We start from the raw sequence: 17,239 nt of genomic DNA, 5'->3' as shown, positions 1-17,239 counted from the left end.
GCTACAAGCTTCAAGCTACAAGCCGCAAGAACAGGCAGACCGAACGCTTTTACTTGGAGCTTGAAGCTTGAAGCTTGCCGCTGCTCTCGATGCCTACCTCGAACACCTGCGCCGCGAGCGCCAGGTGTCGGTGCATACCCTCGACGGCTATCGCCGTGATCTCGGCAAGGTGCTGGCGTTCTGCGAAGCCGAAGGCCTGAGTGACTGGGCCGAGCTGGATACGCGCAACCTGCGCCGCCTGGTTGCCCGACTGCATCAGCAGGGCCTGTCCAGCCGCAGCCTGGCACGCCTGCTCTCGGCCACCCGCGGCCTCTATCAATATCTGTTGCGTGAAGGCCTGTGCCGCCACGACCCGGCCACCGGCCTCAGCCCGCCGAAACGCGAACGCCGCCTGCCGCGCACGCTGGACGCCGATCGCAGCGCGCAGCTGCTCGACGGCGCGGTCGAGGATGACTTCATCGCCCGCCGCGATCAGGCCATGCTCGAGCTATTTTATTCCTCCGGGCTGCGCCTGTCGGAGCTGGTCGGGCTCGATCTCGATGGCCTTGACCTGCCTGCCGGCCTGGTGCGCGTACGCGGCAAAGGCAACAAGGTGCGCGAGTTGCCGGTCGGCAGCCTGGCGCGCCAGGCGCTGGAGCAGTGGCTACCCCTGCGCAAGCTGGCCAACCCCGGCGACGGGGCAGTGTTCATCAGCCAGCAGGGCCGCCGCCTCGGGCCGCGTGCGGTGCAGCTGCGCGTGCGCCAGGCCGGTGTACGCGAGCTTGGCCAGCACCTGCATCCGCACATGCTGCGCCACAGCTTCGCCAGCCATATGCTGGAGTCCTCGCAGGACCTGCGCGCCGTGCAGGAGTTGCTCGGCCACGCCGACATCGCCACCACGCAGATCTACACCCACCTGGATTTCCAGCACCTGGCCCATGTCTATGACCAGGCCCACCCCAGGGCCAAACGCAAAGGCGGTTCCGAATGAGCATTGAACTGATCACCTTCGACCTCGACGACACGCTGTGGGACGTCACGCCGGTGATGCAGGACGCCGAGGCGGCGCTGCGCAACTGGCTGGCCCTGCACGCGCCGCGCCTGGGCGCGGTGCCGGTGGAACACCTGTGGGCCGTGCGCAGCCGCCTGCTCGAAGCCGAACCGATGCTCAAGCATCGTCTCAGCGAGCTGCGCCGGCGCATTCTGTTCCACGCCCTGGAGGATGCCGGCTACCCGCACGGCGAGGCGCAAACGCTGGCCGAGGCCGGATTCCAGGTGTTTCTCGGCGCCCGCCATCAGGTGGCGCTGTTCACCGAGGTGCACCCGACGCTGGAGGCACTGGCTGAGCGCTTCATGCTCGGCGTGATCACCAATGGCAATGCCGATGTACGCCGTCTCGGTCTGTCCGAGTATTTTCGCTTCGCCCTGTGCGCCGAAGAGCTTGGGGTTGGCAAGCCTGACCCGAAACCCTTCCGCGAGGCGCTCAGCCGCGCCGGTGGCATTGCCGCCGAGCGCGCCGTGCATATTGGCGATCACCCCAGCGACGATATCGCCGGCGCGCAGGCGGCCGGCATGCGCGCGATCTGGTTCAACCCGCAAGGGCGTCCCTGGAAGGGCGAAACCACGCCGGATGCGCAGATCGCCAGCCTGGCCGAGCTGCCGGCATTGCTGGGCAGCTGGACACGCTGACTCGCAGAGTGGTCTGAGTACAAGCCGCGTACAGCGTCGGTACTCACGACACAACTCGCTGTTCAGTGATCGGATAGCCGGCAGATTGGCGCGGTGTTCGACCCTCTCCCCCAGCCCCTCTCCACTAGGCGTGCCCCCAATAAATGGGAGAGGGGAGCAAAGCGAAGCGCACGACCTTAACTGAACAGCCGGCCCCCTCGTCGCTGCCGGAAGAACCTCGGACGGCACGTACGAATCGCCGCCGGAGATGGCGGGCACAAAAAACCCGCCACTGGGGCGGGTTCCTTGCGGCGAGCCGTCCTCAGATGGGGCGGCTGCCGTATTTGCTGTCGGGCTTCTTGGGTGGGTCGGCGACCACGTTGGGTTCCACCTCCTGCACCTTGCCGCCACGGGAGAGGAACTCTTCCATGGCCTTGGCCAGCGCATCGCGCTCTTTCTGCTTGGCTTCGACGCTGGGCATCTCGTCGACTTCAACGGCTTTGGCCTTGCTCTTCTTGCCGCTGGTTACGGCTTCGCCACCGCCTTCGTCATCGCTGCTGTCACCGTCATCGGCGGCAGCCAGCTCCTCGCCATCGTCCTCGTCGGCCCCTTCCAGATCATCTTGTTCCAGGTCTTCGTCGCTCATGTTCAACCTCATGACTTGCGAAAAGCAGGTTAGTTATAGCCCAGCCGTACGAAGTGCAACCGCACGTCCGGAAAAATTCATATTGTTTCGCCGTGCAGGGTCGCCACCACTTGCCGAGCGCCGCCATGATCGCGGTGCTCGCCCAGATAGATACCCTGCCAGGTCCCCAGCGCCAGCCGTCCCTGCTGTATCGGCAGCTGTAGCTGAAAGCCCAGCAAACTGCCCTTGAAGTGCGCCGGCAAATCGTCCGGCCCTTCGTAATCATGTTCGTAGCCCGCTTCACCCTGCGGCACCAGGCGGTTGAAGAAACGCTCGAAATCGCGGCGCACCGCGGGGTCGGCGTTCTCGTTCACCGTCAACGATGCCGAGGTGTGCTGCAGCCACAGATGCAACAGACCGACGCGCATCTGCGCCAGTTCCGGCAATTTCGCCAGCACCTCTTCGGTCACCAGATGAAAACCTCGCTCACGCGGACGCAAGCTGATGATGCGTTGCTGCCACATGCCGCTTCTCACTCTCGATGGCTCCAGCGCGCGCATTCTAGCGTGCTGTCAGAAAAAACAAAGGGCGCCAAAAGGCGCCCTTGTCATTCCGGCGAAGCTTACTTCTTGCCGGTGAACTCCGGGTAGGCTTCCATACCGCACTCGGCGATATCCACACCCTCGTATTCCTCTTCTTCGCTGACGCGCAGACCGATCACCGCCTTGATGATGCTCCAGACGATCAGGCTGGCGATGAACACCCAGGCGAAGATGCAGACGATACCCAGCAGCTGAGCGCCCAGCGAGGCATCGCCATTGGTCAGGCACACGGCGAGCAGGCCCCAGATACCGACCACGCCGTGCACGGAGATGGCGCCGACCGGGTCGTCGATCTTGATCTTGTCCAGGCCGAGGATCGCGAAGACCACCAGCACACCGCCCACGCCACCGATCAGGGTCGCCTGCAGGGCGCTCGGGGTCAGCGGTTCGGCAGTGATGGCGACCAGGCCGGCCAGCGCGCCGTTGAGCGCCATGGTCAGGTCAGCCTTGCCGAACAGGATACGCGCGGTAATCAGCGCGGCGATCAGGCCACCGGCAGCGGCCATGTTGGTATTGACGAACACCTGGGCGACGGCGTTGGCATCCTCGATGGTGCTCATCTTCAATTGCGAGCCACCGTTGAAGCCGAACCAGCCCATCCACAGGATGAAGGTACCGAGCGTTGCCAGTGGCAGGTTGGCACCCGGAATGGCGTTGACCTGGCCATTGGCGCCGTACTTGCCCTTGCGCGCGCCCAGCAGCAGTACGCCAGCCAGAGCAGCGGCAGCACCAGCCATGTGCACCACGCCGGAACCGGCGAAGTCGAGGAAACCGGCTTCGTTGAGGAAGCCCGAGCCCCATTTCCAGAAGCCCTGAACCGGGTAGATGAAGCCGGTCATGACCACGGCGAAAGCGAGGAAGGCCCACAGCTTCATGCGCTCGGCCACCGCACCGGAAACCACCGACATGCAGGTCGCAGCGAAGACGATCTGGAAGAAGAAGTCCGAGCGCGCCGAGTAATAGGGCGCATCGTCACCGCCAGCGAGCACCGCATCGACGCTGTTCTCGTCGCCGATCAGGAAGCCCAGGCTCGGCAGGATGCCGCCCTCGGGGCTGGAGTACATGATGTGGTAGCCGATCACCAGGTACATCACGCTGGCGATGGCATACAGGGCGATGTTCTTGGTCAGGATCTCGGTGGTGTTCTTGGCGCGCACCAGGCCGGATTCGAGCATGGCGAAGCCCGCTGCCATCCACATCACCAGGGCACCACAGATCAGAAAGTAGAAGGTATCGAAGCCGTACTGCAATGCAGTCAATGCTGTGTTATCCATTTTTCACCTCTTGCCGGCGCTTTCGTTGTGCGCTGTTCGGTTGAAACGTCCAGGTTGGCTCTGGGCGCGTTCCGCATGCTTTACAGGTCGTTGCCACACTCGCTCTGGATCACCGGAACCCCTGCGCCGTAAGGCGACCAGGCATTCCCATCACTAGGCCGAGCGCTAGACCTGAAGAGGGTCTGGCACAGCAGAGCGGCGAAGGACTCGCCAGCTCCGGCATTCGCCCTCGAATACAGCGCATGGCCAGAATTCGAGGGCAAAAGGGCTCCTAGCCCTGCGAAAGTTCGCAGAGTCATGGGGTTTACTCCTGGGGCGTGGGGTTCGGAGGCTGCTTAGATCGCGTCGGTATCGGTTTCGCCGGTACGGATACGAATTGCCTGTTCCAGGTTGACTACGAAAATCTTGCCGTCGCCGATCTTGCCGGTGTTGGCAGCCTTGGTGATGGCCTCGATCACGCGATCCAGCTGGTCGTCAGCGATGGCCACGTCGATCTTCACCTTGGGCAGGAAGTCGACCACGTACTCGGCACCGCGATACAGCTCGGTATGGCCTTTCTGGCGGCCGAAGCCCTTGACCTCGGTGACGGTAATGCCCTGCACGCCGATCTCCGACAGCGACTCGCGCACGTCGTCGAGCTTGAACGGCTTGATGATGGCAGTGACTAGCTTCATGAAACTTTCTCCCGTGTAAGGTGGACTTGCCCCAGGAATTACGAACCCGGCTCAAGTCTAAGCGCAGTGTCTGGCTTTTGTAATGCACCGACCGTTCCAGCCTGGCCTGGTCGATACCCACCAACCGCCCTCGACGAAACACTTCCCCGCTTCGTCTGCCGCACCGGTACTGCATCGGTGCACGCGTCGTTGGGGTCTAAGCAGAAAGCTTGCCATCTCCCGGAAAAGCGCTGCCTATCAGGCTCTTACCGATGCCCAGCGATAACGCATGGCGTTTACCACACCCTAACCGCACAAGATTGGTGCAGCAGCGCATCGGGTCATGCTCAAAAATCGTGCAACATGGCCTGGGGCGTCCCGCCTCAGGTCGCGTGCTACACTGCCGACCGTCTGTTTACGGAACCTGATCATGCTGCCGCCGAAAGCCCTGCTCGACACCCTCAGTAGCCACGCCTCGCGCCTGTTCAGCGGCGATAGCCCGCTGCCGCGCGCCGAACTGGAAGCCCAGTTCAAAGCCCTGCTGCAAAGCGGTTTCAGCAAGCTGGAGCTGGTCAGCCGCGAAGAGTTCGACAGCCAGATGGTGGTATTGGCCCGTACCCGCGCCCGCCTGGAAGCGCTGGAAGCCAAGGTCGCCGAACTGGAAGCCAAGCTCACCGCCGCAGACTAAGGTTATGTTGTAGGAGCGGCTTCAGCCGCGAACAGGCTTCATGGCTGAAGCCGTTCCTACAGGCGCTGCACCCTACTTGATCAAGGAGAGATCATGTCCCTGGCCATCGTCCACAGCCGCGCCCAGGTCGGCGTCGAAGCACCGGCCGTCACCGTCGAGGCGCACCTGGCCAACGGCCTGCCCTCGCTGACGCTGGTGGGCCTGCCCGAGACCGCGGTCAAGGAAAGCAAGGACCGCGTGCGCAGCGCCATCCTCAATGCCGCCTTCGAATTCCCTAGCAAGCGCATCACCCTGAATCTGGCGCCGGCCGACCTGCCGAAAGACGGCGGCCGTTTCGATCTCGCCATCGCCTTGGGCGTTCTTGCCGCCAGCGGTCAGGTGCCGGCTCAGTCGCTCGATGAATACGAATGCCTGGGTGAGCTGGCGCTATCCGGCGCTGTACGTCCGGTGCAGGGCGTTCTGCCGGCCGCACTGGCTGCGCGTGAAGCCGGACGCACCCTGTTGGTGCCACAGGCCAATGCCGAGGAGGCCAGCCTCGCCTCCGGGCTCAAGGTGATCGCCGTCGAGCATCTGCTGCAGATCGCTGCGCACCTCAACGGCAGCGCACCACTCGAACCCTATGCTGCACAGGGATTGCTCAGACAGAGCCTGCCTTACCCGGACCTGGCCGAAGTTCAGGGTCAGCTGGCCGCCAAACGCGCCCTGCTGGTGGCCGCTGCGGGCTCGCATAACCTGCTGCTCAGCGGTCCGCCCGGCACCGGCAAGACGCTGCTGGCCAGCCGCCTTCCCGGCCTGCTGCCGCCGCTCGACGAACGCGAAGCGCTGCAGGTCGCGGCAATCCACTCGGTGGCCAGTCATACGCCGCTGCAGCACTGGCCGCAGAGGCCCTTTCGCACCCCGCACCACAGCGCTTCCGGGCCGGCACTGGTCGGCGGCGGCAGCCGCCCACAGCCCGGCGAAATCACCCTGGCGCACCAGGGCGTGCTGTTCTTGGACGAGCTGCCGGAATTCGACAGGAAGGTACTGGAGGTGCTGCGCGAGCCGCTGGAAAGTGGCCATATCGTCATTGCCCGGGCGCGTGACAAGGTGCGCTTCCCGGCGCGTTTCCAGCTGGTCGCGGCAATGAATCCCTGCCCGTGCGGTTACCTCGGCGACCCGAGCAACCGCTGCCGCTGTACGCCAGAGCAGATCCAGCGCTACCGCGCCAAGCTGTCCGGGCCGCTGCTGGACCGTATAGACCTGCACCTGACGGTTGCCCGCGAAACGACAGCCTTGAATGCCCCGCCGCAGGATGGCGAGAGCACTGCGCAGGCGGCAGCCAAGGTGGCGCGGGCACGTGAGCGGCAGTTGCGCCGCCAGGGTGTGGCCAACGCCTTTCTCGACCTGCCCGGCCTGCGCCAGCACTGCGCCCTGAGCGATATCGATCGCCAGTGGCTGGAAAACGCCTGCGAACGCCTGGGCCTTTCCCTACGAGCCGCGCACCGCGTGCTCAAGGTCGCGCGGACACTGGCCGACCTGGCGGAGCAGCAGGCGATCAGCCGCGAGCATCTGGCCGAGGCGCTGCAGTATCGCCCCGCCGCGGGCTGAATCAGCGAAAGCGCTCGACTTCCTGGCGCAACTGAGCGGCAAGGCGATCCAGCTCGAGGGCGGTGTCGGCCAGGTTGGCCACCACTTCGCGCTGCTCGCCATTGGCCTGGGCGATGCTCTGCAGGTTGGCGCTGAGCACGGTCGCAGTGCTGCTCTGCTCGCTGGTGGCGGTGGTGATCGCAGCGAACTGCTCGCCCGCCGCCTCGCTCTGCTCGCTGATCTGCGCCAGTGCAGCCGCCACCTTGGCGTTGCGCTCCAGGCCGTCCTGCATCAGCTGGCGCCCCTGCTCCATGGTGGCGATGGCGCTGCTGGTCTCGCTCTGGATGCTGCCGATCATCGTCGAAATCTCGTTGGTCGCCTCGCGAGTACGCCCGGCGAGGTTACGTACCTCGTCGGCGACCACAGCGAAACCGCGGCCCTGCTCACCGGCACGCGCGGCTTCGATGGCGGCGTTGAGCGCCAGCAGGTTGGTCTGATCGGCAATCGAGGTGATCACGCTGACGATGCCGCCGATTTCCTGGGAGCGCTGGCCGAGGCCGTTGATTGCGCTCGAGGTCTGCTCCAGGGCTTCGGCGATCTGCACCAGCGCTTCGGAGGCCTGATCCATCGAAGTGCGCCCGATGCGGGTCTGCTGGGCGTTGTCGCTGGCCAGGCGCTCGGTGCTGCGCATGTTGTCGGCGATGTTCTGTGAGGTGGCGCTGAATTCCTCCACCGCGCCGGCCATGCTGGTGATCTCGCCGGACTGCTGATCGATACCCTGATAGGCATCACGCGACAGCGTCGACATGGCCTGCGAACGGGCGCTGACATCCTGGGCAGCGCTGCGAATGCCCGCCACCATGCTCGCCAGCGCTTCGCCCATGCGGTTGAAGCTGCCCGCCAGCTCGCCTATCTCATCGTTGCTGGACTGCGCCATGCGCGCGCCGAGATGGCCGGCGCCGAGCGCCTGCGCCTGCTGCACCAGATCACCCAGCGGGCGCAGTTTGCGCCGCAGCAGCCAGACCACGGCGATCACCGCCAACAGCAGGGTGATGGCGCTGCCGACCGCCAGTTGGCTGCCGACGCGCCAGGTCACCGCCTGGATTTCCGTGCGCGGCATGCTCGCCACTACCTGCCAGGGGCCGCCGCTGAACGGCATGGCCACGCTGAAGAACTCCTCGACACCGTCGCTCCAGAAGGTGCCGCGGCCCGGCTCGTCGAGCACATTGGCCAGCTTGCCGGCGACCTGCTCCGGCTGACGAGCACCGGCCGGCGGCACCAGCCAGGATCCCTGATCGTCGAGCAGAGCCAGGGAGCCGGTTTCACCGATGCGGAAGCGCTTGAGGTTGTCGAACTGAGCGTTCTGCGCGTCGGTGTAGTCGAAGCCGACGAACAGCACCGCGAAAACCCGGCCACTGGCATCGCGCACCGGGGTGTACTGAGTCATGTAGAAACGGCCGAAGAGAAACGCGCGCCCCACATAACTGTCGCCGCTGACCACCTTCGGGTAGGCCGGGCCGTTGCGGTCCAGCACGGTACCGATGGCGCGGCTGCCGTCCGGCTTGGTTACAGAGGTGCTGATACGGATGAAATCGTCGCCGTCACGTACGAAGACGGTCGCCACGCCTGCAGTCAGGTCATGAAACTCGTCCACCTGGGTGAAGTCGTTGTTCAACGCCGCCGAACCCAGGGACAGCACCGGCGCCTGCACGCCCGCCACCGCAACGCGCTGGCTGCTGACATTCAGGCCGCTGGAGAAACGGCGCTCGAACAGACCCGCCAGGCGCTGGGTACTGTCGCGCAGGCTGCTGTGGAAGGTGTCCAGCTGGTCGGCCAGCAAGCGCGCCTCGCTGGCCAGGTGTTCTTCGCGGGTAACAAGGTTGGCGTTGTTCAGCGAACGCAGGGCGAACAGCGTGCTGGCGCTGATAAGCAGGACCAGCACGACGGCCAGCGCGGTGGCCAGTTGCAAGGCAATACGTGACCGGGGCGATTGCATGGGAGAGCCTCGAGCCACCCTTAAACTGGCGGCGAAATTGTGGGGGTTGTCCTACGACTTTAGTAGGAGGCGCGGCAGGATACCCGACAAAATCTCTAGGTCAATTTCAAAATGATGGCACTGGTTGCAACCTGTGACCGACCGCTCGGTGAAACCCGAAAAAAATCAAGCTCTTGACACCTCAGGCAGGCACATCCGCGCGACTTCATCCTGCAGGTAATCCGACAATCGGTTGATACGACTGGCGGCACGATGCCCGCGCGGCCACACCAGATAGTAGCCCTCACCGCTGCTGACGGCGGTGCGCCAGGGCAGACCGAGCCGGCCGGCGTTGACGTCCTCGGCCACCATCAGCAGATCGCCGATGGACACGCCGTATCCGCGGGCGGCGGCGACGATGCCCAGTTCGAGCATGTCGAACAGCTGGCCGGTCTTCAGTGGCACCTGCTCCCCCAGGCCGGTGGCCTGCAACCAGCGCCGCCAGTCGCGGCGGTCCGGCGTCGGGTGCAGTTGCTCGGCGGCCCGCAAACGTGCCAGAGACCAGGGGCCGGCTGCGATATCGGCTGCTGCGCAGACCGGGATCAGCCATTCCTCGAACAGCAGCACGCTTTCCCAATCTTCCGGAAACTGGCCATCGGAAAGCAGCACCGCGCAGTCGAAGGGCTCGTGGCGGAAGTCGACCTTGTCCACATCCATCCAGGCGCTGGTCAGTTGCACTTCGCTGTCCGCATTGCTCAGGCGAAAGTGCGACAGGCGCGCCAGCAGCCAGCGCATGGTCAGGGTCGACGGTGCCTTCAGGCGCAGCACCTGATCGTCGGCGCGCAGGGCGGCGCTGGCCCGCTCCAGTGCATCGAAGCCATCGCTCAGCCCCGGCAGCAAGGCCCGGCCCGGATCGGTCAGTTGCAGGCTGCGGCCGCGGCGCTCGAACAGGCGGCAGGCAAAGTAATCCTCCAGCGTGCGGATATGCCGGCTCACCGCACTTTGGGTGATGGCCAGTTCCTCGGCGGCGCGGGTGAAGGACGAATGGCGCGCAGCGGCCTCGAAGGCCCGCAGGGCGTACAGCGGCGGCAAGCGACGGGTCACAGTCCAATTCCATGAGTTTTTGTCATACCTGGCATGGCTATTTTCCTTTTGTGAATGGTCGCTGCAAACCAGAGAATAGCTGCCATTGCTCGTCCCCCGACAGCCCGGGGATGCTTACCCTGCCGAAGTTTTACTCATCATGAAGAACTCCCCTGGTCACGAGCTGGGTGCGCTGCTGCGCCTGGCCGGCCCGCTGGTCTCCGCACAGCTGGCCCATGCGCTGATGATTTTCACCGACACGCTGATGATGGCCATGCTCGGCCCGCAGCAGTTGGCCGGCGGCGCGCTGGGTGCCACCTGCTATTTCATCTTCTCGATCTTCTGCACCGGCGTGATCGCCGCGGTAGGCAGCCTGGTCGCCATTCGCCATGGTGCCGGTGACCCGAGCGGCGTCACCCGCCTGCTGCGCAATGGCCTGTGGCTGGCGATGCTGCTGGGCGTTGTCAGCGCGCTGTGCCTCAACGGCCTGGGCCCGCTGCTGCCGCACCTGGGCCAGGACCCGACAGCGGCCAGCCAGGCCATGGCATTTCTGCGCCCGCTGTCGCTGGCCTTGCCTGGCTACCTGTGCTTCATGGCCCTGCGCGGCTTCACCAGCGCCATCGGCCATCCCGGCCCGGTGATGACCATCAGCATCATCGGCACGGTCGCCAACTTCGTCATCAATTATGCGCTGATCAAGGGCTGGTTCGGCCTGCCCAGCCTCGGCCTGAGCGGCATTGGCATGACCACCGCGCTGGTCAGCAGCGCCATGGCCCTGGCTCTGGCGCTGTACATCCTGATCTCGCCGACCTACCAGGCTTACAAGCTTCGAGGCGGCCTGGGTCGCCCACAGCGGGACGAGATGCGCGCCCTGCTGCGTTTAGGCCTGCCGATTGGCGGCACCTACGCCGCCGAGCAGGGGCTGTTCACCTTCGCCACGCTGTGCATGGGTGCGCTGGGCAGCGTGCAACTGGCAGCCCATCAGATCGCCATGCAGACGGTTGCCCTGGCATTCATCGTGCCGCAGGGCCTGTCCTACGCGGTGACCTTTCGCGTCGGCTTGCACTACGGCGCCGACCGCCTGCACCTGTCGCGCCTGGCCGGGCACCTTGGCATGGGCCTGGGCGCAGCACTGATGCTGTTGTTCGCCCTGCTGTTCTGGCTGCTGCCGGAATGGATCATCGGCCTGTTCCTCGATCAGCATGACCCGGCGTTCGCCGATATCGTCACCCTGGCCGTGAGCCTGCTAGCGATCGCCGCCTGGTTCGAGCTGTTCGACGGCCTGCAAAGCATCGCCATGGGTGCGATCCGCGGGCTCAACGACGGCCGCACCACCCTGGTGATCGGCCTGACCGGCTACTGGTGCATCGGCGCGCCGCTGGCCTGGCTACTGGCCTTCCCGCTGGGTTGGGGCGCGCATGGCGTCTGGTGGGGGCTGGCCGCGGGCCTGGCGGCGACGGCCAGCGGTCTAGTGCTGGGTTTCCAATGGAAGACGGCACGTCTGCAGCGGCCGAACAGGGTAGAGGGCGAGGTCTGCCTGTCGTAGCCCGGATACAATCCGGGCTACGGGTTACGATCCGCCGAGCAGCGGCTGGCGCATGCCGAACACCAGAAAACGCGCCAGCTCGGTGAGCGGCACGGCCTTGCTGATCAGATAACCCTGCGCCTGATCGCAGCCGAACTGGCGCAGCATGTCGAGCTGCTCGATATTCTCAACCCCCTCGGCCACCACTTCCAGGTTGAGGTTGTGCGCCAGGTTGATCATCGCCCGCACCAGTTGGCGGTTCTCGGGCCGTTCGCCCATGCCGCCAACGAAACTCTTGTCGATTTTCAGCAGGGTGATCGGCAGGCTGTTGAGGTGGACGAAGGACGAGAAACCGGTGCCGAAGTCGTCCAGCGAAAAACGCACGCCAAGCCGTCCCAGCGCCAGCATGGTCTGCTGCACCTGATCGCTGCGGCGCATCACTGCGGTTTCGGTCAGCTCGAATTCCAGCCACTGCGCATCGATGCCACGCTCTTCGATCAGGCGGCTGAGCGTCGGCAGCAGCTGGCTGTCCTGGAACTGGCGGAACGACAGGTTGATCGCCATATGCAGCGCCGGCAGGCCACGCCCGCGCAGCCACTGCATGTCGCGCAAGGCGCGGGAGATGACCCAGTAACCGAGCGGCACGATCAGCCCGGTTTCCTCGGCCAGCGGCACGAACTCACTGGGCGAGAGCAGCCCGCGCTCGCCGTGCTGCCAGCGCACCAGCGCCTCCAGGCCGACGATGCGCCCGCTTTCCAGGCACAGCCGCGGCTGGTAATGCAATTCCAGCTCGTCCCGACGCAGCGCGCGGCGTAGCTCGCTCTCCAGATCGGCCTGGCTGCGCGCACCGCGGTTGAGGCGCTCGTCATAGACGTGAAACACGCAGCCCTGCTGACTCTTGGCCTGCTGCATGGCGATATGTGCGTGCCACAGCAGCGGATCGGCGCCCTCCCCGGCGCGGGCATGGGCCAGCCCCAGGCTGCAACCGATCAGCAGGCTCTCGCCGTCGACCCAGTAGGGCTCGCCCAGCACTTCGGTGACGCGCTCGGCCAGGCGCTCGACGCGCTGCGGGTCGCGGCGTACGTCCAGCAGCAGGGCAAATTCGTCGCTGCCCAGGCGGGCCAGTTGGTCGCAGGGCTGCAGCAGCCCCTTGAGGCGCGCCACCACCTGCAGGATCAGGCGATCACCGCCCTGGTAGCCCAGCGCATCGTTGGCATGGCGGAAGTTGTCCAGGTCGAGGTGCCCCAGCACCAGGCCGCGGCCACCGCATTCGGCCAGGCGCGCAGCGAGCAGGGTCTGGAAACCCTGGCGGTTGGCGATGCCGGTCAGCGGGTCCTGCTCGGCGAGACGTTGCAGGGTGTGCTTGAGATTGCCCTGCTCACGCGCGTAGCGCAGGCAGCGGCGCAACACATCGAGGTTGAGACTGCTACGCACCAACCAGTCGCTGACACCGGCCGGCTCCTCGCTGGGCTCGTCTTCGAGCAGCAATACCATCGGCAGCGGACATTGACCGGCCTCGGGGATGCGCTCAGGCGTGGCCAGCAGCAGGCCACTGGAGTGATCATCGAACAGGTTGCTGGCCGCTTCCCAGGACGGTGCGGTGATCAACGCAGAGGAGCTGCCAAGGGCAGCCAGGTGCTCGCGCAATGATTCGGCCCAGCCAGGCGAATCCGCCAGCAGAACCAGGCGCATGGGTTCGACGAGCGTGGACAAGCGACCTCCCCCAAATGATCAAGAATAATGGCGAATCGTGTCGCCTGCCCGCGTCTTAACCGACGTCTAATCAATCACATCCGGGTGAAAGTGAACGCACATCCTGAGGTATAGCCAAAAAACCGGCAAGTGGAACCAGAGTACTGCATCCGTTCGAATAACCCAGCGCGCCACGCTTCAATTACGTGCGCCAGGCCACAGTTCCGGACGGTCGCGGCAGAAGCTGCCAGGCCTGTTAAAATGCGCGGCCATTTTTCTGTGATCGAACCCATGTCCCGACTGAACCCCCGGCAACAAGAGGCCGTGAACTATGTCGGCGGCCCACTTCTGGTGCTCGCCGGCGCAGGCTCCGGCAAGACCAGCGTGATCACGCGCAAGATCGCCCATCTGGTGCAGAACTGCGGTATCCGCGCCCAGCACATCGTCGCCATGACCTTCACCAACAAGGCCGCGCGCGAGATGAAGGAGCGCGTCGGCACGCTGCTCAAGGGCAGCGAAGCGCGCGGCCTGACCGTGTCCACCTTCCACAACCTGGGCATGAACATCATCCGCAAGGAGTACGCGCGCCTGGGCTACAAGCCCGGCTTCTCGATCTTCGATGACGGCGACATCAAAGCGCTGCTCACCGACATCATGCAGAAGGAGTACGCCGGCGACGACGGTGCCGACGAGATCAAGAACCTGATCGACAGCTGGAAGAACGACCTGATTCTGCCGGACGAGGCGCTGGCCAATGCCCGTGGGCCGAAGGAGCAGACCGCAGCCATCGTCTACCTGCACTACCAACGCACGCTCAAGGCGTACAACGCAGTGGACTTCAACGACCTGATCCTGCTGCCGGTGAAGCTGTTCCAGGAGCATCAGGACATTCTGGAGAAGTGGCAGAACCGCATCCGCTACCTGCTGGTCGACGAATACCAGGACACCAACGCCAGCCAGTATCTGCTGGTGAAAATGCTGGTGGGCATGCGCAACCAGTTCACCGTGGTCGGCGACGACGACCAGTCGATCTACGCCTGGCGCGGCGCGCGCCCGGAAAACCTGATGCTGCTGAAGGAGGACTATCCCTCGCTGAAGGTGGTGATGCTGGAGCAGAACTACCGCTCCACCAGCCGCATCCTCAAATGCGCCAACGTGCTGATCGCCAACAACCCGCACGTGTTCGAAAAGCAGCTGTGGTCGGAGATGGGCCATGGCGACGAGATTCGTGTGATCCGCACCCGCAACGAAGACGCCGAGTGCGAACGCGTGGCGCTGGAGATCCTCACCGAACACCTGCGCACCCAGCGCCCGTACAGCGACTTCGCCATTCTCTATCGGGGCAACTACCAGGCCAAGCTGATGGAGCTGAAATTGCAGCACCACCAGATTCCCTATCGCCTCTCCGGCGGCACCAGCTTCTTCGCCCGTCAGGAAGTGAAGGACCTGATGAGCTACTTCCGCCTGCTGGTCAACCCGGACGATGACAACGCCTTCCTGCGGGTGATCAACGTACCGCGCCGCGAGATCGGCTCCACCACCCTGGAAAAGCTCGGCAACTACGCCAGCGAGCGCAAGATCAGCATGTACGCCGCTGCCGGCGAAATCGGCCTCGGCGAACACCTCGACGCGCGCTTCACCGAACGCCTGCAGCGCTTCACCAAATGGATGGATCGCGTACGCCAGGAGTGCGCGCAGAACGACCCGATCGCCGCCATTCGCAGCATGGTCATGGACATCGACTACGAGAACTGGCTGCGCCAGAACGCCTCCAGCGATAAGGTGGCCGAGGCGCGCATGGGCAACGTGTGGTTCCTCGTCGAGGCGCTGAAAAGCACCCTGGAGCGCGACGAAGACGGCGACATGACCATCGAGGACGCCATCGGCAAGCTGGTGCTGCGCGACATGCTCGAGCGCCAGCAGGAAGAGGAAGAAGGCGCCGAGGGCGTGCAGATGATGACCATGCACGCCTCCAAGGGCCTGGAATTCCCCTCGGTGTATATCATCGGCTTCGAGGAGGAGATCCTCCCGCACCGTTCCAGCATCGAGGCCGACACCATCGAGGAGGAGCGGCGCCTGGCCTACGTCGGCATCACCCGCGCCAAGCGCAACCTGGCGCTGACCTTCGCCGCCAAGCGCAAGCAGTACGGCGAGATCATCGAATGCTCGCCGAGTCGCTTCCTCGACGAGCTGCCGCCGGAGGACCTGGTCTGGGAAGGTCAGGAGGAGGCGCCCGTGGAGGTCAAGACCGCACGCGGCAACGACGCCCTGGCCAATATGCGCGCCATGCTCAAGCGCTGACTCAGCTCGCTGTAGACACCCCACTTCCCAAGCAGGGGGCGGGGCTGGGCTGGTACAGCAGAAGATTTGTGTGGGTAAGGACTTGTGTGAGAGGGAGCTGGGGTGGAGCGAGCTTGGGTGGGAGCGGACTTGTGTGGGAGCGGACTTGTCCGCGAAAAAGGTTTCCACCCTGCCCCATAGAAAAATGACCACACTCAACAACCAGCTCCTCCGAAATAGCTTCGCGGACAAGTCCGCTCCCACTGGAGTTGGTTTTGGCGGTTACCTTATCCCTTTGCACTCGGCACCGGCACCCTCTTCATATTTGCCAGTCAGAAGAACACCACGTTCAGAAACAGGGGCTGCAACCATGCGTACCTTCACCCTCGACCTCGATGCCCTGATACAGCTGATCAATGGCCGCGAACAGCAGGAACACTGGCTGGACCTGGAAAGCGGCAGCGTCCTGAGCCTGTCGCCAGAGGATCAGCACAGCGAACAGCGCCAGCAGATCGAACTCGATCCCGACCGCTACAGCCAGGTGCCCAACCTTGACATACCGCAGCGCATCGCCATGCGCGAGTCGTTCCTGTTCACCCTCGACGACCTGCATGCGCACCCGCTGCTCAGTGCCGCGCTGACCGGGCGCAAACCGTTGCGCGCGTTCGATTACGAGATCGAAGCCTTCGCGCCGATTCGCCAGCAGTGGCAGGCCTACGAACTCAAGCAGCTACGCGAGTACGCCCTCAACTGGCTCTACGAGCTGGGCCTGGAGCCCGCGCCGGAGAAGCTGCCACTGGATACCTGCGGCATCCCCAGGGACATTCTGCGGCGGCTGAACAAGAGCGCATGAGCGGGCACGCCCAATACCTGTCACTGGAATCATGCTGAGCGCCCCCGGATTGCATCCGGGCTACGGCGCCAACAACCTGTCTGAGCGGTCAACTGGCTACGACTGTCGGGCAGGCTCCGGTTTCACTACACAATCCGGGGTGTTTTGAGCGAAAATCCGCAGCTTTTCTGCTCAACCAGAGGATCGACCGTGGAGTCGTTGAAACAGAAGATTCGCAGCGAAGGCATCGTGCTGTCCGAGCACGTACTCAAGGTGGACGCCTTTCTCAACCACCAGATCGATCCACGCCTGATGCAGGAGATCGGCCACGAGTTCGCCCAGCGTTTCGCCGGCCAGGGCATCACCAAGATCGTCACCATCGAAGCCTCGGGCATCGCCCCGGCAGTGATGGCCGGCCTGGAGCTGGGCATCCCGGTGATCTTCGCGCGCAAGTTCCAGTCGCTGACGCTCAAGGACGATCTGCTGATTTCCAAGGTGTTCTCCTTCACCAAGCAGACCGAAAGCACCATCGCCATTTCCGCCCGCCACCTGACCGCCGCTGACAAGGTGCTGGTGATCGACGACTTCCTCGCCAACGGCCACGCCGCCAAGGCGCTGATCGACCTGATCCAGCAGGCCGGCGCCCAGGTTGCCGGTATCGGCATCGTCATCGAAAAGTCCTTCCAGGAAGGCCGCAACCTGCTGCAGAGCGAAGGCTACCGCGTCGAATCGCTGGCCCGTGTCGCCGCTCTGGAGAACGGCCAGGTGCGCTTCCTCGATTAAAGGCTGTGCACGGC

At 64.4% G+C, this 17,239-nt stretch carries 15 protein-coding genes and 1 pseudogene; 8 read left to right on the top strand and 8 right to left on the bottom strand.

What is annotated here, in order from left to right; genetic code table 11:
* The first annotated feature begins 67 nt into the window (after window positions 1-67).
* Entirely contained in the window at window positions 68-970 is a 903-nt protein-coding gene (xerC, locus tag B2U07_RS16310; protein WP_275545684.1) for a tyrosine recombinase XerC, read from the top strand.
* On the top strand, window positions 967-1,668 hold the full coding sequence (locus B2U07_RS16305; protein ID WP_275545685.1) for an HAD family hydrolase: 702 nt from the start codon (window positions 967-969) through the stop codon (window positions 1,666-1,668). The genes xerC and B2U07_RS16305 overlap by 4 nt, the downstream gene beginning before the upstream one ends.
* 301 nt (window positions 1,669-1,969) lie before the next feature.
* Here B2U07_RS16305 and sutA read toward each other — a convergent pair whose 3' ends face one another.
* The 4 genes from sutA to glnK form a co-directional block, all read right to left on the bottom strand.
* Window positions 1,970-2,293: a transcriptional regulator SutA gene (gene sutA, locus B2U07_RS16300; protein ID WP_197858992.1), complete on the bottom strand. Its 324-nt coding sequence runs from the start codon at window positions 2,291-2,293 to the stop codon at window positions 1,970-1,972.
* Between the two features lie 77 nt (window positions 2,294-2,370).
* Complete coding sequence (locus B2U07_RS16295) at window positions 2,371-2,796, bottom strand: secondary thiamine-phosphate synthase enzyme YjbQ (protein ID WP_197858991.1); 426 nt, start codon at window positions 2,794-2,796, stop codon at window positions 2,371-2,373.
* A gap of 98 nt (window positions 2,797-2,894) precedes the next feature.
* Window positions 2,895-4,148 (bottom strand): ammonium transporter, encoded by a 1,254-nt coding sequence (locus B2U07_RS16290; protein WP_296277373.1) that lies wholly within the window; start codon window positions 4,146-4,148, stop codon window positions 2,895-2,897.
* 335 nt (window positions 4,149-4,483) lie between these two features.
* Complete coding sequence (gene glnK, locus B2U07_RS16285) at window positions 4,484-4,822, bottom strand: P-II family nitrogen regulator (RefSeq protein ID WP_003096476.1); 339 nt, start codon at window positions 4,820-4,822, stop codon at window positions 4,484-4,486.
* 409 nt (window positions 4,823-5,231) lie between these two features.
* Between glnK and B2U07_RS16280 the strand changes: the two genes are divergently transcribed.
* Together B2U07_RS16280 and B2U07_RS16275 are read left to right on the top strand one after the other, a co-directional pair.
* Window positions 5,232-5,489, top strand: a complete 258-nt coding sequence (locus B2U07_RS16280; protein WP_017361208.1) for an accessory factor UbiK family protein — start codon at window positions 5,232-5,234, stop codon at window positions 5,487-5,489.
* A gap of 93 nt (window positions 5,490-5,582) precedes the next feature.
* Window positions 5,583-7,076 carry a YifB family Mg chelatase-like AAA ATPase gene (locus B2U07_RS16275; protein ID WP_275545687.1) on the top strand — a complete coding sequence of 498 codons (1,494 nt, stop codon included), beginning with the start codon at window positions 5,583-5,585 and terminating at the stop codon, window positions 7,074-7,076.
* A 1-nt stretch (window position 7,077) separates the two neighbouring features.
* Here the strand turns inward: B2U07_RS16275 and B2U07_RS23135 are convergent, their stop codons facing one another.
* From B2U07_RS23135 to B2U07_RS16265, 3 genes and pseudogenes are all read right to left on the bottom strand, one after another.
* Complete coding sequence (locus tag B2U07_RS23135) at window positions 7,078-7,800, bottom strand: methyl-accepting chemotaxis protein (protein WP_419096362.1); 723 nt, start codon at window positions 7,798-7,800, stop codon at window positions 7,078-7,080.
* A 135-nt stretch (window positions 7,801-7,935) separates the two neighbouring features.
* Window positions 7,936-9,051, bottom strand: a pseudogene (locus B2U07_RS23130) (Cache 3/Cache 2 fusion domain-containing protein); the annotation flags it as partial.
* 165 nt (window positions 9,052-9,216) lie between these two features.
* Window positions 9,217-10,134: a LysR substrate-binding domain-containing protein gene (locus tag B2U07_RS16265; protein WP_275545689.1), complete on the bottom strand. Its 918-nt coding sequence runs from the start codon at window positions 10,132-10,134 to the stop codon at window positions 9,217-9,219.
* Window positions 10,135-10,273: 139 nt separating this feature from the next.
* Here B2U07_RS16265 and B2U07_RS16260 point away from each other — a divergent pair, with 139 nt between their 5' ends.
* A complete protein-coding gene (locus tag B2U07_RS16260) occupies window positions 10,274-11,659 on the top strand; it encodes a NorM family multidrug efflux MATE transporter (RefSeq protein WP_275545690.1) in 1,386 nt (461 codons plus the stop codon).
* A gap of 24 nt (window positions 11,660-11,683) precedes the next feature.
* On the opposite strand, the gene B2U07_RS16255 is transcribed toward B2U07_RS16260, so the two are convergent.
* Window positions 11,684-13,351 carry a putative bifunctional diguanylate cyclase/phosphodiesterase gene (locus B2U07_RS16255; protein WP_275545691.1) on the bottom strand — a complete coding sequence of 556 codons (1,668 nt, stop codon included), beginning with the start codon at window positions 13,349-13,351 and terminating at the stop codon, window positions 11,684-11,686.
* Window positions 13,352-13,621: 270 nt separating this feature from the next.
* On the opposite strand from B2U07_RS16255, the gene rep reads away from it, so the two are divergent.
* From rep to B2U07_RS16240, 3 genes are all read left to right on the top strand, one after another.
* The gene (rep, locus tag B2U07_RS16250; protein ID WP_275545692.1) at window positions 13,622-15,631 is read left to right on the top strand and encodes a DNA helicase Rep; all 2,010 of its coding nucleotides are present in this window, start codon (window positions 13,622-13,624) and stop codon (window positions 15,629-15,631) included.
* Window positions 15,632-15,980: 349 nt separating this feature from the next.
* A complete protein-coding gene (locus B2U07_RS16245; RefSeq protein ID WP_275545693.1) occupies window positions 15,981-16,463 on the top strand; it encodes a UPF0158 family protein in 483 nt (160 codons plus the stop codon).
* Between the two features lie 189 nt (window positions 16,464-16,652).
* Complete coding sequence (locus B2U07_RS16240) at window positions 16,653-17,225, top strand: xanthine phosphoribosyltransferase (protein WP_275545694.1); 573 nt, start codon at window positions 16,653-16,655, stop codon at window positions 17,223-17,225.
* Window positions 17,226-17,239 lie beyond the last annotated feature (14 nt).

It is taken from the genome of Pseudomonas sp. UBA7530, from assembly GCF_002479365.1.
Taxonomy (GTDB): Bacteria; Pseudomonadota; Gammaproteobacteria; order Pseudomonadales; family Pseudomonadaceae; genus Aquipseudomonas.
Note: the sequence above shows the minus strand (reverse complement) of the source record. Positions and strands in the feature narration are given on the sequence as shown.